We start from the raw sequence: 22,335 nt of genomic DNA, 5'->3' as shown, positions 1-22,335 counted from the left end.
ACTTCGCCGTCGGGAACAGGTTTTGTTGTCACGATCACAGTTAGCACAGCAAGAAAACAAAATTCCTTGTCAATTTGTGCCCTCCCCATTTAGCTTTCTTTGCATAACCGGTTTAGCAATTTAGCAAAACAAAAAAAATCATCTTACCATCCAAGGGAAACCTACCATGATAAAGCCAGGTTATCTTGCCGCCGCCGTGGGTGTTGCACTTTGTGCCTCTCCCGTATTGGCAGCGCCTTCTGACAGCATCGAAGCGCGTCTGAACGCGCTGGAACAACGCTTATTACAGGCAGAGCAACGTGCTAAACAGGCGGAAGCCCGTGCCGATGCCGCCGAAAAACAAGCGAAACAACTAGCGGCACGCACAACGCAGGTCGAACAGAAAACCCAACAGGTGGAGCAAACCACCCAGCAGGTCGCCCAGCAGACTCAACAGGTCGCGGCACGCGCCACACAGAATGAGCAGCAGACCCAGCAGGTGGCGCAGAAAACCGACGCATTAGCAAATAAACGCAGTGTTGCCGATGGGTTTGAATTCCACGCTTATGCCCGTTCCGGTCTGGCCATCCACAACTCCACCACCAGTTCGAAAGCGGATATCGGACCGAGCATGACGCCCGCCGGTGAAACCGGCGGGAACGTTGGTCGTCTGGGTAACGAAGATGACACCTATCTGGAGCTGAAACTGGAGCATCGAACCAAACTGGACAACGGTGCCACCACCCGCTTCAAAGTGATGATGGCAGACGGTCAGCGTAGCTATAACGACTGGACCGCCGCCACCAGCCAGTTCAATGTGCGTGAAGCCTTTGTAGAACTGGGGTCGTTGCCAACGTTCACCGGTGCTTTCAAAGACACCACGTTGTGGGCGGGTAAACGCTTCGACCGCGATAATTTCGATATCCACTGGATAGATTCTGACGTGGTCTTTTTGGCAGGAACCGGTGGCGGTATTTACGACGTCAAACCGGTCGATGGCTGGAAAACCAATCTCTCGTTATATGGCCGCAGTCTCGGCGAAATCACCTCACTGGATAACGAAATCCAGAACTATATCGTCACCAGCAATAATTTCGTCGGCCCGTTCCAGTTCATGCTAAGCGGCCTGCGCGCACGCAACAACGACGTGAAGGAAAATACCGGGCTCAATAACAGCAACCATGTCACCAATACCAACGCCGGTGACAGTGGCTATCACGCGCTGGTCGCCTGGCACGGCGATAGCTTCTATGGCTTACGTGACGGCACATCCAAAGTGGCGCTGCTCTACGGCCACGGCCTCGGCGGTGAAGTGAAAGCCATCGGCTCCGACGGCAACCTGACCCAAAACGCCAATACCTGGCGTCTGGCAACCTACGGCACCACTGCGCTGAATCACACCTGGAGCTTCGCCCCGGCAATTTTGGCACAAAGCAGTAAAGATCGTTACGTTCAGGGCGATGACTACCGTTGGCTGACCTTTAATGCGCGCTTCATTCAGGAAATCACCGAAAATTTCGCATTGGCGTATGAAGGAAGCTATCAATATATGAATCTGGATCCTCAGGGATACTTATCGCGTAATCAGGTAAGCGGCGGATTTTACAAGCTGACGTTCGCCCCAACGTTCAAAGTGGGTGATATCGCCAATTTATTAAGCCGTCCGGAACTGCGTGTCTACGCCAGTTACATGGACTGGGATAAACGACTGGATCGTTATAGTAGCGACGATGCGTTCGGCTCCACCGGTTTCAAAGCCGGTGGCGAATGGACCTTCGGCGTTCAGATGGAAACCTGGTTCTGACAGTGAAGGCTACCGTCACCGACATGACGCATGAAAGTCGGTGACGGTCAGACGCCTGCCTGTTATTGATAAATGAGGAATATTATGGACATTCGTGCCATTGCGGTATCACTACTCCCCCTGCTGGGCGGCAGGGAAAATATCGCCAGCGCCGCGCACTGCGCTACCCGTCTGCGGCTGGTGCTTAATGACGACAGTCTGGCGGATAAAGCGGCCATTGAACGCGTCGAGGGCGTTAAAGGCTGCTTTCAAAACGCCGGTCAGATGCAGGTCATCTTTGGCTCCGGGCTGGTGAACAAGGTTTACGCTGAATTCATCAGTGTCGCGGGTATCAGCGAAGCCAGTACCCGCGAAGCGGCCACACTGGCGGCGCAAAAGCTCAATCCACTGCAACGTCTGGCCCGGTTGCTGTCGAATATTTTCGTCCCGATCATCCCGGCGATTGTGGCCTCCGGCCTGCTGATGGGCCTGCTCGGTATGATCAAGACCTATGGGTGGGTGGATGCCGGTAGCGCCATTTTCGTGATGCTGGACATGTTCAGTTCCGCCGCGTTCATCATTCTGCCAATCCTGATCGGCTTTACCGCCGCACGCGAATTCGGCGGCAATCCTTATCTGGGTGCGACGCTGGGCGGTATTCTCACCCACCCGGCGCTGACCAACGCCTGGGGCGTGGCAGGCGGTTTCAAGACCATGCATTTGTTCGGTCTGGAATTCGCGATGATCGGCTACCAGGGCACCGTATTCCCGGTGTTGCTGGCGGTATGGTTCATGAGTCTGGTGGAAAAACGCCTGCGTAAAGTGGTGCCTAACGCGCTGGATATCATCGTCACGCCGTTCCTGACCGTGATCATCTCCGGTTTCGTCGCCATGCTGGTTATCGGCCCGGCGGGCCGCATGTTAGGCGACGGCATTTCCTTCGTGCTCAGTACGCTGATTACCCATGCAGGCTGGCTGGCCGGGCTACTGTTCGGCGGGCTTTATTCCGCCATCGTCATTACCGGCGTTCACCACAGCTTCCACGCCATCGAAGCCGGGCTACTGGGCAACCCGGCCATCGGCGTCAATTTCCTGTTGCCTATCTGGGCGATGGCGAACGTGGCGCAGGGGGGTGCCTGTCTGGCGGTGTATTTCAAAACCCGCGACGCCAAAATCCGGGCCATTGCCGTGCCATCGGCGTTGTCCTGCCTGCTCGGTATTACCGAAGCGGCGATCTTCGGGATTAACCTGCGCTTCATCAAACCGTTTCTGGCTGGACTGTCGGGTGGCGCGCTAGGGGGAGCCTGGGTCGTCGCCAATCACGTCAACATGACGGCCGTCGGGCTGACCGGTATCCCAGGACTGGCTATCGTGCAGGCAGGATCTATCCTGAACTATTTGATCGGTATGGTGATAGCCTTTGGCGCCGCCTTCCTCATTTCCCTGTTGCTGAAATACAAAACGGATAACGCATAATGAAGGAAATCCATCTGGTAAAACGCATGGCTTGCGCACTGATGTCTGCCTCTGCCAAACAGACCTATGACCCGCACCGGCCGCAGTGGCATCTGTCGCCTTCCGTCGGCTTGCTGAATGACCCCAATGGGTTTATCCAGCATAAAGGGCGTTACCATTTGTTTTATCAATGGAATCCGCTTGCCTGTGCTCACGGTGCCAAATTCTGGGGGCACTGGAGCTCGGCGGACCTGGTGCACTGGCGTCATGAGCCGGTGGCGCTGGTACCGGCTGAAAGCTATGAAAGCCATGGCTGTTATTCCGGCTCCGCCGTGGCAGATAACGATACCCTGACGCTTATCTACACTGGCAATGTGAAATACGATAACGGCACACGCACGGCGTACCAATGTCTGGCGCGCGCTAACGAAAACGGCGAATTCGATAAACTCGGTCCGGTGCTATCACTACCGGACGGGTACACCGGCCATGTGCGTGACCCGAAGGTCTGGCGCTATCAGGACAGTTGGTACATGGTGCTGGGCGCGCAGGATCTGGACTTGCAAGGCAAAGTGCTGTTGTACCGGTCGCCTGACTTACTGCAATGGCAGGCGCTGGGCGAAATCGCCGGTTCTCGTCTCAACGGGCTGGGCGATTTCGGTTACATGTGGGAATGCCCGGATCTGTTCACGCTGGGAAATCGTGAGGTGTTGATCTGTTGCCCGCAGGGGTTGCCCGCCGAAGAAGAGCGCTATCTGAACACCTATCAGTCCGGCTATTTCGTCGGCTCGCTCGATTATGACAACGCCTGCTTCCCTCATCAGGCGTTCCATGAGCTGGATCTGGGCTTCGAGTTTTACGCGCCGCAGACCACACAAAGCGAAGATGGTCGCCGGTTGCTGTTCGGCTGGATGGGCGTACCGGATCAGAACGAGTTTTTCCAGCCGACACTCACCCACGGCTGGATCCACACCATGACCTGTCCGCGTGAACTGACGCTCTGCGATGACCGGGTGTATCAACAACCCGCACGTGAGCTGCAAAGCCTGCGTCATCTGGAACACCTGTGGCAGGGCGTCGCCGACTATGCCCCCGCCTTACCCGCCAGTAGCGCAGAGCTGATGCTGGACACACAAGGCGAATTTCAGATCAATTTCGCCGACATCTTAGTGCTATGTTGGGACGGCGAACGCCTGACCTTAAGCCGCCGTAATCGTCGCACCAACGAGCCAGAACACCGTTACTGGCATGAGGGCGCGCTGCACCACCTGCAAATTCTGTGCGACCGCTCCAGCGTGGAAATCTTTATCAACCACGGGCAGGCGGTGATGTCATCACGCTACTTCCCCACCAGCGACGCCATGGTGCGTTTTAGTGGCTCCGGGCGCATCACGTTGCGGCACTGGTTGTTGGCGACGTGCGTGATAGAATGAGTTTCCTTTTCATGCCGTTAGCGGCCATTGCGTTCTAAAGATATTACGGTGAAACCAACCAAACGCGTCACAATCAGCGACATCGCGCGACTGGCAGGGGTATCAAAATCCACTGCCAGTCTGGTTCTCAATGGCCGCAGCAAAGAGTTCCGTGTTTCGGACGAAACCCGTGACCGGGTGCTGGCGCTGGCGCAACAGCAACGCTATCAACCGAGCATTCATGCTCGCTCGTTACGTTCGAGCCGCAGCAACACGCTGGGATTGGTGGTGCCGGAAATGACCAACTACGGTTTCGCGGTGATTTCCCGCGAGCTGGAGTGCCTGTGCCGGGAAGCCGGGTTGCAACTTCTGATCGCCTGTACCGATGAGAACGCCAGTCAGGAAATGATGGCGGTCAACAGCCTGATTCAGCGTCAGGTGGATGGCCTTATCGTCGCGTCCAGTATGCTGAGCGACGCCGAATACCAGAAGATTAACCAACAGTTACCGGTATTACAGTTCGACCGGGTGATTGGTGATTCCACCCTGCCGATGGTGGTGTCTGAAGCGGTGGAATCCACTGCTGCGCTGGTGGAAAACATCGCCCGTCAGCATCAGGACGAGTTCTACTTTATTGGCGGCCAGCCGCGCATATCACCGACCCGCGATCGGCTGGCCGGTTTCCAGCTTGGGCTGGAGCGCGCCGGTGTAGCGTGCCGCCCGGAGTGGATTATCCACGGTCACTACCATTCCAGCTCAGGTTACGAAATGTTCGCACAGTTGTGCGCCCGTCTGGGTCGCCCCCCACGCGCTTTATTTACCGCGGCCTGCGGCCTGCTGGAAGGGGTGCTACGTTACCTGAATCAACACAACCTGATGGACTGCGATATGCGGTTGTGCAGCTTTGACGATCACTACCTGTTCGACTGTCTGCCGATGAAAATCGATACCGTGGCGCAGGATTGCGAAACGCTGGCGCGCAACAGCTTTGAGATGATCAACGCGCTGATTGAAGGGCAACCGCTCGCGGAAAGCCGCGTGTACGTGCCGACCCGCCTGCACTGGCGTCATCCCGACTCTCGCTCCTGAATACGGCATCGACCATCACGCCCGGTGAGGTTTTTCGCCACTAAAAAACCTTTCACCAATAAAAAACCACCGCGCAAACGGTGGTTCTTTTACTGGTGGTTCGATGCTGTCAGTACCCCGTTTATCAGCGTACTTTCTCCGCACCCACCAGGCCGATTTTGAGATATCCTGCGTCGCGTAGCGAGTCCATCACCCGCATCAGGGTTTCATAATCCACGCTCTTATCTGCCTGGAAAAAGACAGTGGTGTCTTTATTACCCTGTGTTTTGATTTCCAGCGCCTGCGCCAGCGTTGCCTCTGTTACCGCATCGTCACCCAAATACAGCTGTTTATCCGCCTTCACCGTCAAAAATACCGGCTTTTGCGGGCGCGGCTGCGGCGTAGCGCTGGACGCAGGCAGGTTGACGCGCACGTCTACTGTCGCCAGCGGTGCCGCCACCATAAAGATGATTAACAACACCAACATGACATCGATAAACGGCGTCACGTTGATGTCATGCATTTCACCGTTTTCACTCTGCCCGTCGTTCAGATGCATCGCCATCGACTCACCCTACCCGTAGCTGGTGCGCCGGTGAAGGAGAAGGCTTGCCAACGCTGGCGGCAATATCCAGATCGCGGCTTTGCAGCAGCAAAATCTGCGCAGCCACATCGCCAACCATCGCCTTGTAGCTGGCCGTCCAGCGCGCAAACACGTTGTAAATCACCACCGCAGGAATCGCCGCCACCAACCCGATGGCGGTCGCCAGCAGTGCTTCGGCGATACCGGGTGCCACCACCGCCAGATTGGTCGTCTGCGATTGGGCGATACCAATGAAGCTATTCATGATGCCCCACACCGTACCAAACAGACCGATAAACGGTGCGATAGCCCCGACCGTCGCCAGATAACCGGTTCCGCGTCCCATTTGACGCCCGGTTGCTGCAACACGGCGTTCAAAGCGAAACGCGGTACGTTCCTTGATGCCACCGTTGTCGTCAGAGCGTTCGGACAGCGCCTGCTCATTGCGGGCGTCCGTCAGCAGTTGCAGTGACACACTACCCGGTTTGAACACCGCCGCGATATCCACCGCATCATCCAGTGTGCGGGCATCTTCCAGTGCCTGATACTCACGGCGGATGCGCTTTTTCGCCCCCATCAGGCTCGCGCTCTTACTGAAAAAAATCGCCCAGGTGACCACTGATGCCAGTAACAAGCCAATCATTACCGTTTTTACCACGACATCAGCGTGCTGATACATGCCCAGAACGGACAAGTCGGTATTCATCAGGCCACCCACAGCGCCCGTCGGCGGCAGTACCGACGGCGTAGCGACAGCCGACGCGGTACCCACAGCAACCGATGCTGGAGCTGCCAGCGTGCGCCCCGTCATTCCCAACAACGCAAACGCCATCAGGCGATACATCACGCCCCCGCACACCCCGACGGACTTATGCCAGACCGATGACGCCCGTAGGTCACTTTTCTTCTCAGCCGTATACACGCTGTGCCTCCACCCTCATTCTCATACCACCGTAATCTGGCGAAAATGATACCAAACCTGAAATTAATTGATAGTCGTTCTCATTATTATTTGCGTATTGCGGGCCACCGTGATGCGAGGCATCCCTTATCCTGACACGCTGCCGTGCGATGTTCTCCCCGAGTCATCCTGAGACATCTTCATCCAGATAAGAAAAGCCGCCCCCCTGTCCCCCCAGCCGTGATAACGTACATGGATAGACGCAAGGAATGTTTGAGCTACAGGTAACGCCGAATGACGAGTAAAAAAATCGCCACCACGCTGGTGGCCGCCGGACGCAGCAAACGCGTCACCCAGGGTGCGGTAAACCCGGTCATCCAACGCGCTTCTTCATTGATATTCGATAGCGTGCAAGAGAAACATCATGCCGCCGTTAACCGGACCAAAGGCGCCTTGTTTTATGGCCGCCGCGGCACGCTGACCCATTTCGCGTTGCAGGATGCGATGACCGAACTGGAAGGCGGCGCAGGTTGCGCGCTCTACCCCTGTGGTGCGGCTGCGATAGCCAACGCCATTACCTCGTTTGTCTCAGCAGGCGATCACCTCCTGGTGACCGGTTCAGCCTATGAACCAACGCAGGATTTTTGTAACAAAGTGCTGAGTCGGATGAACATCAGCACGACCTTTTTTGATCCCATGGTGGGGGGGGATATCGCTAGCCTGATCCAACCCAACACCCGTGTGGTCTTTCTGGAATCGCCCGGCTCCATCACCATGGAAGTGCATGATGTGCCAGCGATTGTCGCGGCGGTTCGTCGCGTTAACCCGGATATCGTCATCATGATCGACAACACCTGGGCTGCCGGTGTGTTGTTCCGTCCGCTTGAGCTTGGCGTGGATATTTCGATTCAGTCCGGCACCAAATATATCGTCGGCCATTCCGATGCCATGATCGGTACCGCCGTTGCCAATGCACGTTGCTGGGATCAATTGCGCGAACAATCCTACCTGATGGGTCAGATGGCTGACGCAGACAGCGCCTATCTGGCCAGCCGTGGCCTGCGCACACTCGGTGTCAGATTGCAGCAACATCAGGAAAATGGCCTGCGCGTGGCACGCTGGCTGGCGCAACGCCCGGAAGTCGCAACAGTCAATCACCCTGCGCTGCCCAGCTGTAAAGGGCATGAATTTTTCGTGCGGGATTTTAGCGGCAGTAACGGCCTGTTCTCGTTTGTGCTAAAAGACACACTCAGCCGCGAACAGTTGGCCCATTATCTTGATCATTTCAGCCACTTCCGTATGGCTTATTCCTGGGGTGGCTTTGAATCGCTGATTCTGGCGAACCAACCGCAAGAACTGGCGGCGATTCGTCCGGCAGGCGGCGTCGATGTGACCGGTACGCTGGTTCGATTGCACATCGGTCTGGAAGATTGCGATGACCTGGAAGCTGATTTGGATGCCGGCTTTAGGAGATTGCAGGAAATGTGACGCCATTATCCCTCTGGCCCCGTGAAGCTGCTGTGGTAAGTCAGGCAAAGCGTATATGATGAGCAGTTACAACGATGACAAAACGTTTACCTTTTTTACCCTATCCTGATGCTCTTATTTTGAAGCTCAGCGCAGTGTATTTACGCGGCCACGGGGTTTATAGCAAAACCAGACAGGATGCAATATGAGTGTTGTTCATGAAATAATACGGGCGCTGTGGCAGCAAGACTTCAGCGTCTTGTCCGATCCACAGGTCATATGGGTGATTTATGGCATGCTGTTTACCACCCTGTTTCTGGAAAATGGCCTGCTCCCCGCGTCCTTTCTGCCTGGTGATAGCCTGTTATTGCTGACTGGCGCGCTGGTCGCCAGAGGTGTGATGAGCTTCCTTCCTGCCGCAGTGTTATTGACAATAGCGGCAAGCCTTGGCTGCTGGTTAAGCTACCTGCAAGGGCGCTGGCTGGGCGACACCCAGTTGGTGAAGAAATGGCTACATCAGTTACCCGCTCACTACCACCAGCGCACTCACAATTTGTTCCACCAGCACGGGCTGTCCGCATTGTTGGTAGGTCGTTTTCTGGCGTTTGTCCGTACCCTGCTACCCACCATCGCTGGGATCTCCGGGTTCAACAGTACTCGCTTTCAGATTTTCAACTGGCTCAGTGGTTTTCTGTGGGTCAGCGGTATCATCACGATGGGTTATGCGCTCAACCAGATTCCACTGGTCAAACGTTATGAAGACCAGTTCATGGCCGTATTGTGTATCCTGCCGCTGGTGCTGCTGTTGAGTGGGCTGGTGGGAATGCTGTTGGTATTGTGGCGTAAAAGACGCGCCATGGCCTGAAACTCACCAGAAATCTTATCTATCCCCATCAATTCCCTGAGTGGGCGGGCATACCGCCCACTCGGTTTAATTGCTCTCAACCACCTCAGCCCCTGAACGCAAGCGAGCCACCTCATCACCCGGTGTCGTACCAAAGAAGCGCTTAAATTCCCGACTGAACTGAGAAGGGCTTTCGTAACCGACCCGCATTGCTGCTGCATTCGCTTTCAACCCGTCATGCACCATCAGCAAACGCGCCTTATGTAACCGATAAGACTTCAGATACTGTACCGGTGACGTATTGGTGACGGTTTTGAAGTTATGGTGAAACGCCGACACGCTCATGTTCACTTCCATGGCCAGCCGCTCTACGCTCAGATTATCCGCGTAATGGTTTTCGATATAGCGCAGCGCACGGGCAATCTGGCTGAAATGACTATAGCGATTCATCAACGCCTGTAGGGAATCACCGCGCGGCCCGCACAGCACGTGATAAAGAATTTCGCGCACAATCCACGGCCCCAATACCCTCGCGTCGCGGGCATTCGCCATCGTTTCCAGCAACCGCTCCGTCGCACACAGGATGGCCTCGTTGAGCGGTACGCTGTTGATGCCAGCGGCTTCAGGCCGCCGTTTCTCGCCAGCGTTGTCATCGCCCATCTCAATCAGCAGATCTTGCAGCATTGGGATATCCACCCGAATGGAAATCCCCACCAACGGGTTTTCCGGGCTGGCAAAATTTTCGCACTCGAACGGCATCGGCACCGTCATCAGCAGGTAATTGTCCGGGTCATACTGGAAGACTTTGTCCCCCACATACCCCACTTTATGCCCCTGAAAAATGATAACGATACAAGGGTCGTACAACACCGGAGCCCGCGCCGTATGGCGATCGGCATAAATCACCCTCACCTGCACAATCGGCGTCTGACTGACGCCGCTGCCGCGGGTGTGCGGCATCGCCAGTTTGACCAGACGCTGGCGTGAATCGAGATTCTGCATAATATTTATCTCTTACTGACAACGGAAATAAAGTGACATAGATAGGCAGCAGAATCACCCTTTTCTCCTGACTTTTGCAGAAACGGGCAATACACAGCGAGAAATGAGCATTGCTGGAGTAACAGGAGAAGCCGAGAATGACAGCCATCGCCACACCATCGTAGTCAACCCATGACTGTCCTACTGCAATGGGCAATCATGGGCAATAAGGAATCCGCATGAATCACACTATTGAGCTACTTAAACAGCACCGTAGCGAGCGCAGTTACCTGGATAAACCTATCCCGGAAGAGGTGCTGTCAGCCATTATCGACAGTGCACATCTGGCACCGACCTCAGTGAATTCGCAGCAGGTTTCCATCGTCGTCGTCCGTGATCCGGCACGCCGCGCGCGTATCGCTGAACTGGCGGGCGGGCAGTCCTGGATTGCACAGGCGCCGGTATTCCTCACGCTGGTGCTGGATATGCACAAGACCGCAACCGGCATTGCCATGAGCGGCAATACCCAACATGCACACGAAAGTGTTGAAAGCATTATTTCCGGTGCGACCGATGTCGGCATCGCGCTGGGTACGTTGGTCGCCGCGGCGCATTCCTTTGGTCTGGGCATCGTGCCGATAGGCGGTGTGCGCCGTAATCCACAGGCGATGATCGACCTGCTGGAACTACCAGCGCTGACGTTTCCGGTGGTAGGGCTGGTCCTGGGTTATGTCGACCGGCCTGCGCACCAAAAACCACGTCTGCCGCTGGAAACCTTCCGTCATGAAGAGGTTTACCACACCGAGCCGCTGGCCGCTGCCATTGAACAATACAACCACACTCTGATGAACCACTGGAAGCAAACGGGACGCAGCGATGGTGAGGCATGGGGGAGTAATACCGCCAGCTACTATCAACGCGTCTATTACCCTCATGTCCTGCCTGCGCTGTTACAGCAAGGTTTTAAACTGGATCAGTAACATGTATCCGGGTCCGTTATCCGTGCCAGTGACACCACGGCGACCCGGCAACCCTCTATCAAGGAACGCACCATGCAGAACTTTACGCTTCACACCCCGACTAAAATCCTGTTCGGCGAAGGGCAAATCGCTGCTCTGGCCGACCAGATCCCGGCTGACGCCCGCATTCTTATCACCTACGGCGGCGGCAGCATCAAGAAAAACGGCGTATTCGACCAGGTTATTAACGCGCTGAAAGGCCGTAACGTCGTGGAGTTCTCGGGTATTGAGCCTAACCCCACCTACGAAACGCTCATGAAAGCGGTTGAGATCGTACGCAAGGAAAACATCGACTTTCTGCTGGCGGTCGGCGGTGGTTCGGTTGCCGATGGCACCAAATTCATCGCGGCAGCGGTGAACTACAAGGCAGCCGAAGACCCGTGGCATATTCTGCAAACCTGGGGAGCACACGTAGAAAGCGCCATCCCTCTGGGTGTGGTGCTGACGCTGCCAGCGACTGGCTCCGAATCCAACAGCGGCGCGGTGATTACCCGCAAGAGCACCGGTGACAAACAGGCGTTCATGAACCCGCTGGTATGCCCACGTTTTGCCGTGCTTGACCCGGTCGTGACCTATACGCTGCCTGAACGTCAGATTGCCAATGGCGTGGTCGATGCCTTCGTCCATACCGTCGAGCAGTATCTGACCTACCCGGTTGACGCCAAAGTGCAGGACCGTTTCGCCGAAGGGCTGTTGCTGACGTTGATCGAAGAAGGTCCGCGCGCCCTCAAAGAGCAGCATAACTACAATGTTCGTGCCAACGTCATGTGGAGTGCCACCATGGCGCTCAACGGTCTGATTGGCGCCGGGGTGCCACAAGACTGGTCAACCCATATGCTGGGCCACGAAATCACGGCGATGCATGGTCTGGATCATGCGCAGACGCTGGCTATCGTACTCCCGGCGATGCTCAACGAACGCCGTGTTCAGAAACGTGAAAAACTGCTGCAATACGCTGAACGCGTCTGGAATCTGCGCGACGGTTCAGACGACCAACGTATCGATGCCGCAATTGCCGCCACCCGCGCCTTCTTCGAACAAATGGGCGTACCGACCCGCCTGTCAGACTACCAGTTGGACGGCAGCTCTATCCCGGCGCTGGTTGCGAAGCTGGAAGAGCACGGTATGACAGCATTGGGCGAACACAAAGACATCACGCTGGACATCAGCAAACGCGTGTACGAAGCAGCCCGCTAATCCCGCCAGGCTGACTCTTTTCGACTACACTTAAGACAGTGCCGCGACAAGCGCGCAGGCACTGTCTGAGGTGAAAGATCCTTTTGGTGTGAAAAACAGTCCCGATACGCCGCCGTTCTGGCGGCGTTGTTGTCTCATCGCCACCTTGCCGCCATGCCGCCAGAACCCTCCACGGCCGGGCGCTGAAGGCGCACAACAAGGAGAATGACATGACGATGCAACCTCTGGTCAAACTGGCTGACGGCACTATCATGCCCCAACTGGGGCTTGGCGTCTGGCAAGCCAGCAATGAACAAGCCACCGCCGCAGTGACCGAAGCGCTGAATGTCGGCTACCGTTCCATTGATACTGCCGCTATCTATAAAAACGAAGTGGGCGTCGGCAAAGCCCTGCAGGAAACCGCCATCCCGCGTAGTGATATCTTCATCACCACCAAGCTATGGAACAGCGATCAGGCGCATCCGCGTCAAGCGCTGGAGGAAAGCCTGCGAAAGCTGCAACTGGAGTACGTTGACCTGTATCTGATCCATTGGCCGTTACCGGAACAGAATACCTACGTTGAAGCCTGGCGTGGGTTACTCAATCTCAGGGAGCAGGGGCTGGCGAAAAGCGTCGGTGTGTGCAACTTCAACCCACACCATCTACAACGCCTGAAAGAAGAAACTGGGGTGATGCCAGTCATCAATCAGGTAGAACTACACCCGCTTTTCCAGCAGCGTATGCTGCAAACCTGGAATACCACCCATCATATCCAGACCGAATCCTGGAGCCCGCTGGCGCAAGGGGGAGAAGGCGTCTTCGACCACCCGATTATCCATGCACTGGCGAAAAAATACGGCAAGACACCGGCACAGATCGTGATTCGCTGGCATCTGGACAGTGGTTTGGTGGTGATCCCAAAATCCGTTACGCCAGCGCGTATTCGGGAAAATTTTGCAGTGTTTGATTTTAGGCTGGAAAAAGAGGAACTGAGCGACATCGCCACGCTGGATTGCGGCAAGCGACTGGGGCCAGACCCTGACCAACCGCGTACCGACGCGCCGCGCAAAGACTAACCCTTACCGCATTCGACTCCCGCGCTCTCGGCGCGGGGGTCAGGGCTGCACCACCAATTGGGCGGTAGAACCGCGATCCGCCATTTCCAGCGTCTGACTGTAATACAGGAACGGAAACTGCGCAGTGGAAAACTGGCCGAAATACACCAGCAGTTCCACATCATTTTCCACCCATACCGTATCTTTCCAGCCGCTGTCCTCCGGCGGCGTCAGGCCACCGTTCACGCTGCGCACCAGAAATGCCGCCCCTTGAATATGAAAGGGCTGCGCTTGATCGGCATGCACTATCCAGCGCTCATAGCGCCCGACCTGCGTTTGCACATCCACACGGTTCATATCCCACATGGCGCCATTGATACCGGGCAGACTGTCACCGAGGCGGAATTCGCGCGTCCGGCTGACGGCGCCATCAATAATATTGTCGCTTAAAAGTCGCATCGGCAGGGTATTGGTCACCAGCGGCAACAAACCGGTGGGCCGCAGGGTTAACACTGCCGATGACACCAAAATCGTCGACGGTTCGAACAGGCCGCGCAACCGCTGCATGAGGGTCGCGGACTCCCCTGCGGTCAGCGTCGCTTCGTTGCCCTGCGACATATCAACCAGCACTTCACGGCGTTCACCCGGTGCCAGTGAAAGCTGATTCAGCGCCATCGGCGCAGGCAGGAAACCTTGATCGTTGGCGATAAGATGTAGCGGGCGCCCATCGCTCATGCGCATGATGTAGCGACGGGCGTTAGACGCGTTGAGCAGGCGCAAGCGCACCCAACCACGCGACACTTCCACATACGGGTTCTGTGCGCCATTCACCAGCAACGTATCCCCGACGACCCCCCCGCTGCTGGGCGGGCTGTACAGCGGCGCACCGAAACTATCCAGCCGTTTATCCTGAATAATCAGCGGGAAATCGTCCACACCGTAGTGGTTAGGGATCGGCAGCGATTTACTGAGACTATCTTCTATCAGCCACATGCCAGCCAGCCCGTTATAGACGTGCGGCGCCATGCGATTAGGCGTATTGGCGTGGTACCAGCAGGTCGCGGCCGCCTGACGCATTGGCAGCACCGGCGACCAGTCCATATTCGGCTGAATCATACGACCTGCGCCGCCCATCAGTGACCCCGGCACCTGCAAGCCGCTCACGGTCATCGACACCGGTTCATTAAGACGGTTGCTGTAGACCAGCTTCACGTCATCATCACTGAACACCCGCACAGTAGGACCAAGATAGCGGCCATTAAACCCCCAAACCGGGTTTTTGCGCTCACCAGAAAACGCCCAGTGCGCCCGCTGCATGGTCAGAAAAACCGGCTGTCCACGACGAGACTCCAACAGCGGCGGCACAGGCAGCGGGGTTTTCCCGCCATCGGCTCTGGCCGTCAACGGCATTGCACCCGCACAGAGCACAACCCCCGAGGCCTGAATAAACTGACGCCGACTCAATGACATAACGACTCCGAAAACCGATTCAATCCTTTACTCCCTCGGGTCGTATCGCCACCCGGAAGGTCACACAGCGCATCCTGGCGCTGACGTTAGCGTTTTTCCGCCGCTTCGCGCTGGGCGACTTCGGCATCCAGCTGAGCGATTTTCTCCGCCATCAGGTCATGGCAATAGGTAGCCAGTTCACGCACCTGATCCTTGCCGTAACCACTACAGTCGATCGGCGGCAGTACCTCAACAATCACATGACCATTGTTCCAGCGGTTCAGCTTCACTTTTTTATGCGTGCTGGAAACACAGATCGGAACCACCGGCACCCCGGCGGCAATCGCGGCATGAAAAGCACCGGTTTTAAACGGCAACAGACCGCGCCCGCGGCTGCGGGTCCCTTCCGGGAACATCCACACCGAAATGTTGCGCTCTTTAATGTGCTCCACCACCTGTGAGATGGTGCTATGGGCCTTCGCTTTATTATCCCGGTCAATCAACAGATTCCCCGCCAGCCAGTACAGCGGGCCGAAAAATGGGATCCACACCAGACTCTTTTTGCCGACCGTGACGGTGCCCGGCATTACCACATTCGCCGCCGTCACCATATCGTAGTTGTTCTGATGGTTGGCGATATAGATACAGTTACCCTCAAAGTGGGAAGCCTGGGGATAGCGAATGTCTACCTTAAGACCAAACACCACCGATAAACGGCCGAACAGACGCCCAAAACGGGACACATGGCGGGGGTCTTTCGGGCTAAACAGGCAGTACACAAAACCAAACAGAGACACCACGACAGAAAAGACGATCACCACCAAAAAGCGGAGAATGAATAACATAGCAACCTCATTAGCCAACAGCCGCCGCTAGTATAGCGGCTTCGCGTTAAAACACACGGCGAACCTTGCCGTAGCAAACCGTACAGCCCCACCCCAAAGCGGCCATCGGACGTACAGGAAATGACGAAAGAAAATCGCGGCGGGGATGACGCTTATCCGCTCCCCACCGGCCAGGCGGAGACCGCGTTATCGGCCCGCCGCCCACAACGGCGAGCTGTCTGCCTTCATTAAAGGCACTCTTCTTCGCGACTCTTCTTCACGACTACTCTTCGCTGCTACCGATGTTTGCGATACCGGCAGGCGCATCCACCTCGATACGATCGACCCGTTGCAAACCGCGCGGCAACGATGTGCCTTTACAGCCACGGCTGGCCTGATACTTTTGCAGTTCTTCCGGGCGCAAGGAATACTTACGCTTACCGGCGTATAGCGTGACGGAAGATTGCGGCGCAATCGCCATCAGCCACAGTATCCGATCGTCACCGCTCGCCAGTTGCGCCGCCGGAATCGAGACTATCTTATTGCCCTTGCCTTTAGACAACGCCGGCAAATCCGCAACCGGGAACAACAGCATGCGCCCGGCCGCGGTGATAGTGAGCAGCAGGTCATCGTCACGCTGCAATTCCAGCGGTGGCAGCACACGCGCGTTATCCGGCAGGGTCAGCACCGCTTTCCCCACCCGGTTACGGGCAACCAGATCGGCAAAGGTACAGATAAAGCCGTAACCAGCGTCAGAAGCCAGCAGCAACCGCTGATTATCCGCCGCCATCAACACCTGTTCGATGGAAGCACCAGGCGGCAACGTCAGTTTACCGGTCAACGGTTCACCTTGCCCACGCGCCGACGGCAGCGTGAGCGGATCAAGCGCATAGCTGCGCCCGGTAGAATCCATGAACACCACCGGCTGGTTGCTCTTGCCACGAGCAGCGGCACGATACGCATCACCTGCCTTGTAACTCAGGCCGGACGGGTCGATGTCGTGCCCTTTGGCGCTACGTACCCACCCCATTTCCGACAGCACGATAGTTACAGGTTCAGACGGCGACAGGTCATGCTCGCTCATGGCTTTAGCTTCACCGCGTTCATGCAGCGGCGAACGGCGATCATCGCCATAGGCTTTGGCGTCTTCCTGAATCTCTTTCTTCAGCAGGGTATTCATCTTGCGCTCTGAGGCCAGCAACGCCTGAATCTGATCGCGCTCTTTGGCCAGATCGTCCTGCTCGCCGCGGATCTTCATCTCTTCCAGCTTGGCCAGATGACGCAGTTTCAATTCCAGAATGGCTTCCGCCTGGGTATCGCTCAGGCCGAACTTCGCCATCAGAACCGGCTTCGGTTCATCTTCGTTGCGGATGATATGGATGACTTCATCGATATTCAGGAACGCAATCAGCAAGCCTTCCAGGATATGCAGACGCTTGAGTACTTTATCCAGCCGGAAGTTCAGCCGACGGCGCACCGTGTCGCGGCGAAACGCCAGCCATTCGGTCAGGATTTCCCGCAACCCTTTTACCGCGGGGCGACCATCCAGACCGATCATATTCATGTTGATTCGGTAACTCTTTTCCAGATCGGTGGTGGCGAACAAATGGTTCATCACCTGATCCAGATCGACGCGGTTGGAACGCGGCACCAGCACCAGCCGGGTAGGGTTCTCATGGTCGGATTCATCGCGCAGATCGTCGAGCATCGGTAGCTTTTTGGCCCGCATCTGGCTGGCTATCTGCTCCAGCACCCGCGCGCCCGAGACCTGATGCGGCAACGAGGTGATCACCACGCTGCCATCTTCTTTCCTCCACACCGCGCGCATACGCACCGAGCCACGACCGCTTTCGTACATTTTGCGGATCTCATCACGCGGGGTGATGATCTCGGCTTCGGTCGGGAAATCCGGCCCCTGAACATGACGCAGCAACGCCTCCAGCGGCGTGTCCGGCTCATCGATCAACGCTATTGCTGCCGCGGCCACTTCACGCACGTTGTGCGGCGGAATATCCGTCGCCATACCGACCGCAATGCCGGTGGTGCCGTTAAGCAGGATGTTAGGCAGGCGGGCAGGCAGCATCTTCGGCTCCTGCAATGTGCCGTCAAAGTTCGGTACATAATCCACCGTGCCCTGCCCCAGTTCGCCCAGCAGCACTTCGGCATACTTCGACAAACGGGACTCGGTATAACGCATGGCGGCGAACGATTTGGGATCATCCGGTGCCCCCCAGTTCCCCTGGCCGTCCACCAACGGGTAGCGGTAGGAGAAAGGCTGCGCCATCAGTACCATCGCCTCGTAACAGGCGCTGTCGCCGTGCGGATGATATTTACCCAGCACGTCGCCCACCGTACGGGCGGATTTTTTGAATTTGGCGCTGGCGCTCAGCCCCAGTTCAGACATCGCATACACGATACGACGCTGAACCGGCTTGAGGCCATCGCCAATAAAGGGAAGCGCCCGGTCCATGATGACGTACATGGAATAATTGAGGTAGGCGTTCTCAGTAAATGTGTGCAGCGCAAGACGCTCTGCGCCGTCATGAGTCATGTCACTCATTGATAATCCTTAAACCGTGGCGTATCGCCATGTTCAAAAAACTCGCTTATTGTTGCGCGATGAACCACAACGTGGCAAAACCGACCGAACAACACTGACCGGATAGTAACGTAAGTTGTGTCTCTCTTCACGGCATCCTGTTGGCGCAATGCGTTGTTCAATTCACAGCCAGTAATTCTTGACTGTTTAGCAACAGTGTTGTGCGCCTCAGCACGTTTTTCCCCATCGCACTATCAGATAGACTGACGTTCAACACCTATTTATATCATTTGAGGTCATCTGCCATGCAAAACGTACTCATCATCAATGCAGGAAAAGCCTTCGGCCATTCCAAAGGGGAACTCAACCGTACCCTGACGGATGTCGCCGCCACGTTCCTGCGTGATAAAGGCCGTCAGGTCCGCGTTACCACCGTCGATGAGGGTTACGACATCGAACAGGAAGTGCAGAATATCCTGTGGGCCGACGCCATCATCTACCAAATGCCTGGCTGGTGGATGGGCGCCCCCTGGATCCTGAAAAAATACATCGACGAAGTCTTCACCGCCGGACACGGATCGCTGTACGACAGTGATGGCCGCACCCGTGCGGACGCCAGCAAGAAATACGGTTCCGGCGGCTTATTACAGGGCAAACACTACCTGCTGTCACTGACCTGGAACGCCCCGCTGGACGCCTTCACCGACCCGGATCAGTTCTTCCACGGTGTCGGCGTGGACGGCGTCTACCTGCCGTTTCACAAGGCCAACCAATTCATCGGCCTGTCGCCGCTGCCTACGTTCATCTGCAATGATGTCATTAAACAACCAGATGTAGAGCGGGACATTGCCAGCTACCGCGCTCATCTTGATCAGGTTTTCGCCTGATTCCCGGTTTGTTACCCTCGGCGCAGCATTCAATGCACTTCACCACTACAGTGGATGCTGCGCCACTTTTTCGCTGAGAAAATCCAGAAAGCAGACAATCCGGCTGGCCAGCTCCGTATTGCGGTAGTACACCGCATTCACCGGCAGACGCCGGTCTAACGTCTCTTCCGCGAGTACCTGCACCAGCCGACCCGCCGCCACATCGTCCCGGGTCATAAAATCTGACAACCGGACAATCCCCTCCCCACTCAACGCCAACTGACGCAGCACTTCACCATTGGATGCCGCGATCGTCGGCGAAATGGGGTAATCATCGCCAAATGCACTGCGTAGCGGCCAGAGATTTAACGACTCGGACTGGGTAAACCCCAGCAAGGTGTGGCCCGCCAGCGCGTCCACGCTCAGTGGCGTGCCGTGACGGTTCAGGTAGGCAGGACTTGCCAGAAGCCGCAACCGGGTGGCACCCAGCGGCCGTGCATGGATACTGGAGTCACGCAATTCACCGATGCGAATCGCGATATCGGTATGCTGTTCCAGCAAATCGATAATCACGTCATCACTATTCAGTTCAAGCGAAATGCAGGGATAACGAAGGCGAAACTCCGGGATTATCGGCACGATCACATGCTGCATAAACGAGGCGGCGGCGTTAATGCGTAACCGGCCACAGGGTTTACTGCGGCGCAGCGCAATTTGTTCTTCCGCCAGCTCGACCGCATACAACGCGTCCCGCGCATGTTGCAAAAAGATCTGCCCCTCTTCCGACAGCGCCAGCCGACGGGTAGTACGGTGCATCAGTGTCATGCCGAGCTTATTTTCCAGACGACTCAACGCCCGGCTGATCCCCGAGGTGGTTTGCCCCAGTTGTCCAGCCGCGGCGGTGACAGACCCACAGTCCACCACCACCACGAATGCCTGCATCTCTTCCAGCGTGACTTTCATCGTACCCGGGCGTCAGACGTCAAGCTCAGCCTTGTCGCCCTTCTCCTGCAACCAGTTGCGGCGATCTTCGGAACGTTTTTTCGCCAGCAGCATATCCATGGTCGCCATAGTCTGCTCAATGTCCTGCTCACTCACCGTAAGCTGTACCAAACGCCGGGTATTGGGATCCAACGTGGTTTCACGCAGTTGCATCGGGTTCATTTCACCCAATCCTTTGAAACGCTGCACGTTAGGTTTGCCTTTCTTACGTTTGAGCTGTTCGAGGATACCGGCTTTCTCTTCTTCATCCAGCGCGTAGTACACCTCTTTTCCGAGGTCGATACGGTAGAGTGGCGGCATGGCGACATACACATGTCCACCCTGCACCAACGCGCGGAAATGGCGTACAAACAGCGCACACAACAGCGTGGCAATGTGTAACCCGTCGGAATCCGCATCCGCCAGAATACAGATCTTGCCGTAACGCAACTGGCTCAGGTCGTCACTGTCTGGATCGATGCCGATCGCCACCGAAATATCATGAACTTCCTGCGATGCCAGCACTTCGTCTGACGACACTTCCCAGGTATTGAGGATCTTACCCTTGAGCGGCATGATCGCCTGATATTCACGATCGCGCGCCTGTTTAGCCGAGCCGCCCGCCGAATCCCCTTCCACCAGGAACAGTTCGGTTTTGCTCAAATCCTGCGAGGTACAGTCCGCCAGCTTACCGGGCAGCGCCGGGCCGCTGGTCAGCTTCTTGCGCACCACTTTCTTGGCGGCGCGCATACGACGCTGAGCGCTGGAGATAGCCATCTCCGCCAGTTGCTCCGCCGCTTGCACGTTCTGATTCAGCCACAGGCTAAACGCATCTTTAACCACACCGGAAACGAATGCCGCCGACTGCCGTGACGACAGACGCTCTTTGGTCTGACCGGCGAACTGCGGGTCCTGCATCTTCAGCGATAACACATAAGCGCAACGCTCCCAGATGTCTTCGGCACTGAGCTTAACGCCACGCGGCAATATATTGCGGAATTCGCAGAATTCGCGCATCGCATCCAGCAGCCCTTGCCGCAAACCGTTGACGTGAGTACCGCCCTGCATGGTCGGGATCAGGTTAACGTAACTTTCGGTCAGCAGTTCGCCCCCCTCGGGCAACCACAGCAGCGCCCACTCCACCGCTTCGGTATCACCGGGGATAGCGCCAACGAACGGTTTTTCCGGCAATGTCGGCAGGCCGTTGACCGCTTCGCACAGGTAATCGCTCAGACCGCCCTGATAACACCAGCGCTGCTCGGTATCGTTCACGCCGTCTTTAAAGACAATTTCCACGCCGGGGCACAACACGGCCTTGGCTTTCAGCAGGTGCGTCAGGGATAACACGGAAAAACGCGGGCTGTCGAAGAACGTCACATCAGGCCAGAAGCGTACCCGGGTGCCGGTGTTGCGGCGACCGCAGGTACCGGTCACCATCAAATCCTGTACTTTATCGCCATTTTCAAACGCGATATCGTAGACCTGACCGTCGCGGCGTACCGTCACTTCCACCCGGGTGGACAGGGCGTTAACTACGGAAATACCCACGCCATGCAACCCGCCGGAAAACTGGTAATTCTTGTTGGAAAATTTACCCCCGGCATGCAGGCGACAGAGGATCAGCTCGACAGCGGGAACCCCCTCTTCCGGGTGGATATCCACCGGCATCCCACGTCCATCGTCAATCACCTCTAGCGACTGATCAGGATGCAGGATCACATCGATACGACGGGCGTGACCAGCCAACGCCTCATCGACGCTGTTGTCTATCACCTCTTGTCCCAGATGGTTGGGACGGGTGGTATCGGTGTACATCCCCGGACGGCGGCGCACCGGCTCCAGCCCGCTGAGGACTTCAATCGCATCAGCGTTATAACTTGATTGCGTCATGGTTAGAATGCATGTTGTCGTTGTTTGAAAGTCAGACGGTATCCCGCGATTATACGTGGCGCA

18 protein-coding genes are annotated in these 22,335 nt (G+C 56.4%); 10 read left to right on the top strand and 8 right to left on the bottom strand.

What is annotated here, in order from left to right; genetic code table 11:
• The first annotated feature begins 166 nt into the window (after nt 1–166).
• The 4 genes from DD586_RS01780 (at nt 167) to DD586_RS01765 (ending at nt 5,718) form a co-directional block, all read left to right on the top strand.
• Nucleotides 167–1,783 (top strand): carbohydrate porin, encoded by a 1,617-nt coding sequence (locus DD586_RS01780; RefSeq protein WP_012883094.1) that lies wholly within the window; start codon nt 167–169, stop codon nt 1,781–1,783.
• A gap of 84 nt (nt 1,784–1,867) precedes the next feature.
• Nucleotides 1,868–3,238 (top strand): sucrose-specific PTS transporter subunit IIBC, encoded by a 1,371-nt coding sequence (locus tag DD586_RS01775; protein WP_012883093.1) that lies wholly within the window; start codon nt 1,868–1,870, stop codon nt 3,236–3,238.
• Nucleotides 3,238–4,650 carry a glycoside hydrolase family 32 protein gene (locus DD586_RS01770; protein WP_012883092.1) on the top strand — a complete coding sequence of 471 codons (1,413 nt, stop codon included), beginning with the start codon at nt 3,238–3,240 and terminating at the stop codon, nt 4,648–4,650. The genes DD586_RS01775 and DD586_RS01770 overlap by 1 nt, the downstream gene beginning before the upstream one ends.
• 48 nt (nt 4,651–4,698) lie before the next feature.
• Nucleotides 4,699–5,718 carry a substrate-binding domain-containing protein gene (locus DD586_RS01765; RefSeq protein WP_041164732.1) on the top strand — a complete coding sequence of 340 codons (1,020 nt, stop codon included), beginning with the start codon at nt 4,699–4,701 and terminating at the stop codon, nt 5,716–5,718.
• Nucleotides 5,719–5,842: 124 nt separating this feature from the next.
• Here the strand turns inward: DD586_RS01765 and exbD are convergent, their stop codons facing one another.
• Both exbD and exbB read right to left on the bottom strand, forming a co-directional pair.
• The gene (exbD, locus tag DD586_RS01760) at nt 5,843–6,262 is read right to left on the bottom strand and encodes a TonB system transport protein ExbD (protein WP_012883090.1); all 420 of its coding nucleotides are present in this window, start codon (nt 6,260–6,262) and stop codon (nt 5,843–5,845) included.
• Nucleotides 6,263–6,266: 4 nt separating this feature from the next.
• Nucleotides 6,267–6,986: a tol-pal system-associated acyl-CoA thioesterase gene (gene exbB / locus DD586_RS01755; RefSeq protein ID WP_041164730.1), complete on the bottom strand. Its 720-nt coding sequence runs from the start codon at nt 6,984–6,986 to the stop codon at nt 6,267–6,269.
• Between the two features lie 489 nt (nt 6,987–7,475).
• Here exbB and metC point away from each other — a divergent pair, with 489 nt between their 5' ends.
• Together metC and DD586_RS01745 are read left to right on the top strand one after the other, a co-directional pair.
• Complete coding sequence (metC, locus tag DD586_RS01750) at nt 7,476–8,669, top strand: cystathionine beta-lyase (protein ID WP_012883088.1); 1,194 nt, start codon at nt 7,476–7,478, stop codon at nt 8,667–8,669.
• 184 nt (nt 8,670–8,853) lie between these two features.
• A complete protein-coding gene (locus DD586_RS01745) occupies nt 8,854–9,513 on the top strand; it encodes a DedA family protein (protein WP_012883087.1) in 660 nt (219 codons plus the stop codon).
• Between the two features lie 66 nt (nt 9,514–9,579).
• On the opposite strand, the gene DD586_RS01740 is transcribed toward DD586_RS01745, so the two are convergent.
• Nucleotides 9,580–10,494 carry an AraC family transcriptional regulator gene (locus DD586_RS01740; RefSeq protein WP_012883086.1) on the bottom strand — a complete coding sequence of 305 codons (915 nt, stop codon included), beginning with the start codon at nt 10,492–10,494 and terminating at the stop codon, nt 9,580–9,582.
• Between the two features lie 218 nt (nt 10,495–10,712).
• Here DD586_RS01740 and DD586_RS01735 point away from each other — a divergent pair, with 218 nt between their 5' ends.
• From DD586_RS01735 to dkgA, 3 genes are all read left to right on the top strand, one after another.
• Nucleotides 10,713–11,453: an NADPH-dependent oxidoreductase gene (locus DD586_RS01735; RefSeq protein ID WP_012883085.1), complete on the top strand. Its 741-nt coding sequence runs from the start codon at nt 10,713–10,715 to the stop codon at nt 11,451–11,453.
• 72 nt (nt 11,454–11,525) lie between these two features.
• The gene (gene yqhD / locus DD586_RS01730; protein ID WP_012883084.1) at nt 11,526–12,689 is read left to right on the top strand and encodes an alcohol dehydrogenase; all 1,164 of its coding nucleotides are present in this window, start codon (nt 11,526–11,528) and stop codon (nt 12,687–12,689) included.
• A 209-nt stretch (nt 12,690–12,898) separates the two neighbouring features.
• The gene (dkgA, locus tag DD586_RS01725) at nt 12,899–13,744 is read left to right on the top strand and encodes a 2,5-didehydrogluconate reductase DkgA (RefSeq protein ID WP_012883083.1); all 846 of its coding nucleotides are present in this window, start codon (nt 12,899–12,901) and stop codon (nt 13,742–13,744) included.
• Between the two features lie 39 nt (nt 13,745–13,783).
• Here dkgA and ftsP read toward each other — a convergent pair whose 3' ends face one another.
• The 3 genes from ftsP to parC form a co-directional block, all read right to left on the bottom strand.
• A complete protein-coding gene (gene ftsP / locus DD586_RS01720; protein ID WP_012883082.1) occupies nt 13,784–15,193 on the bottom strand; it encodes a cell division protein FtsP in 1,410 nt (469 codons plus the stop codon).
• An 86-nt stretch (nt 15,194–15,279) separates the two neighbouring features.
• On the bottom strand, nt 15,280–16,017 hold the full coding sequence (locus DD586_RS01715; protein ID WP_012883081.1) for a 1-acylglycerol-3-phosphate O-acyltransferase: 738 nt from the start codon (nt 16,015–16,017) through the stop codon (nt 15,280–15,282).
• 262 nt (nt 16,018–16,279) lie between these two features.
• Nucleotides 16,280–18,556, bottom strand: coding sequence for a DNA topoisomerase IV subunit A (gene parC / locus DD586_RS01710; protein ID WP_012883080.1), 2,277 nt, complete (start codon nt 18,554–18,556; stop codon nt 16,280–16,282).
• Between the two features lie 284 nt (nt 18,557–18,840).
• On the opposite strand from parC, the gene DD586_RS01705 reads away from it, so the two are divergent.
• Complete coding sequence (locus DD586_RS01705; protein ID WP_012883079.1) at nt 18,841–19,422, top strand: NAD(P)H-dependent oxidoreductase; 582 nt, start codon at nt 18,841–18,843, stop codon at nt 19,420–19,422.
• Between the two features lie 45 nt (nt 19,423–19,467).
• Here DD586_RS01705 and DD586_RS01700 read toward each other — a convergent pair whose 3' ends face one another.
• Nucleotides 19,468–20,364, bottom strand: a complete 897-nt coding sequence (locus tag DD586_RS01700; RefSeq protein ID WP_012883078.1) for a LysR family transcriptional regulator — start codon at nt 20,362–20,364, stop codon at nt 19,468–19,470.
• Nucleotides 20,365–20,376: 12 nt separating this feature from the next.
• Entirely contained in the window at nt 20,377–22,272 is a 1,896-nt protein-coding gene (parE, locus tag DD586_RS01695; RefSeq protein ID WP_012883077.1) for a DNA topoisomerase IV subunit B, read from the bottom strand.
• Nucleotides 22,273–22,335: the final 63 nt, after the last annotated feature.

The sequence above is a fragment of the Dickeya parazeae Ech586 genome, from assembly GCF_000025065.1.
GTDB lineage: Bacteria > Pseudomonadota > Gammaproteobacteria > Enterobacterales > Enterobacteriaceae > Dickeya > Dickeya zeae.
The sequence above is the reverse complement of the archived record's forward strand: the minus strand, read 5'-3'. Positions and strand labels throughout refer to the sequence as shown.

Coding starts and splice junctions, on each gene's coding strand:
- DD586_RS01780 (WP_012883094.1), top strand. CDS start 167: ATGATAAAGCCAGGTTATCTTGCCGCCGCCGTGGGTGTTGCACTTTGT.
- DD586_RS01775 (WP_012883093.1), top strand. CDS start 1,868: ATGGACATTCGTGCCATTGCGGTATCACTACTCCCCCTGCTGGGCGGC.
- DD586_RS01770 (WP_012883092.1), top strand. CDS start 3,238: ATGAAGGAAATCCATCTGGTAAAACGCATGGCTTGCGCACTGATGTCT.
- exbD (WP_012883090.1), bottom strand. CDS start 6,262: ATGGCGATGCATCTGAACGACGGGCAGAGTGAAAACGGTGAAATGCAT.
- exbB (WP_041164730.1), bottom strand. CDS start 6,986: ATGAATACCGACTTGTCCGTTCTGGGCATGTATCAGCACGCTGATGTC.
- metC (WP_012883088.1), top strand. CDS start 7,476: ATGACGAGTAAAAAAATCGCCACCACGCTGGTGGCCGCCGGACGCAGC.
- DD586_RS01745 (WP_012883087.1), top strand. CDS start 8,854: ATGAGTGTTGTTCATGAAATAATACGGGCGCTGTGGCAGCAAGACTTC.
- DD586_RS01740 (WP_012883086.1), bottom strand. CDS start 10,494: ATGCAGAATCTCGATTCACGCCAGCGTCTGGTCAAACTGGCGATGCCG.
- DD586_RS01735 (WP_012883085.1), top strand. CDS start 10,713: ATGAATCACACTATTGAGCTACTTAAACAGCACCGTAGCGAGCGCAGT.
- yqhD (WP_012883084.1), top strand. CDS start 11,526: ATGCAGAACTTTACGCTTCACACCCCGACTAAAATCCTGTTCGGCGAA.
- dkgA (WP_012883083.1), top strand. CDS start 12,899: ATGACGATGCAACCTCTGGTCAAACTGGCTGACGGCACTATCATGCCC.
- ftsP (WP_012883082.1), bottom strand. CDS start 15,193: ATGTCATTGAGTCGGCGTCAGTTTATTCAGGCCTCGGGGGTTGTGCTC.
- DD586_RS01715 (WP_012883081.1), bottom strand. CDS start 16,017: ATGTTATTCATTCTCCGCTTTTTGGTGGTGATCGTCTTTTCTGTCGTG.
- parC (WP_012883080.1), bottom strand. CDS start 18,556: ATGAGTGACATGACTCATGACGGCGCAGAGCGTCTTGCGCTGCACACA.
- DD586_RS01705 (WP_012883079.1), top strand. CDS start 18,841: ATGCAAAACGTACTCATCATCAATGCAGGAAAAGCCTTCGGCCATTCC.
- DD586_RS01700 (WP_012883078.1), bottom strand. CDS start 20,364: ATGAAAGTCACGCTGGAAGAGATGCAGGCATTCGTGGTGGTGGTGGAC.
- parE (WP_012883077.1), bottom strand. CDS start 22,272: ATGACGCAATCAAGTTATAACGCTGATGCGATTGAAGTCCTCAGCGGG.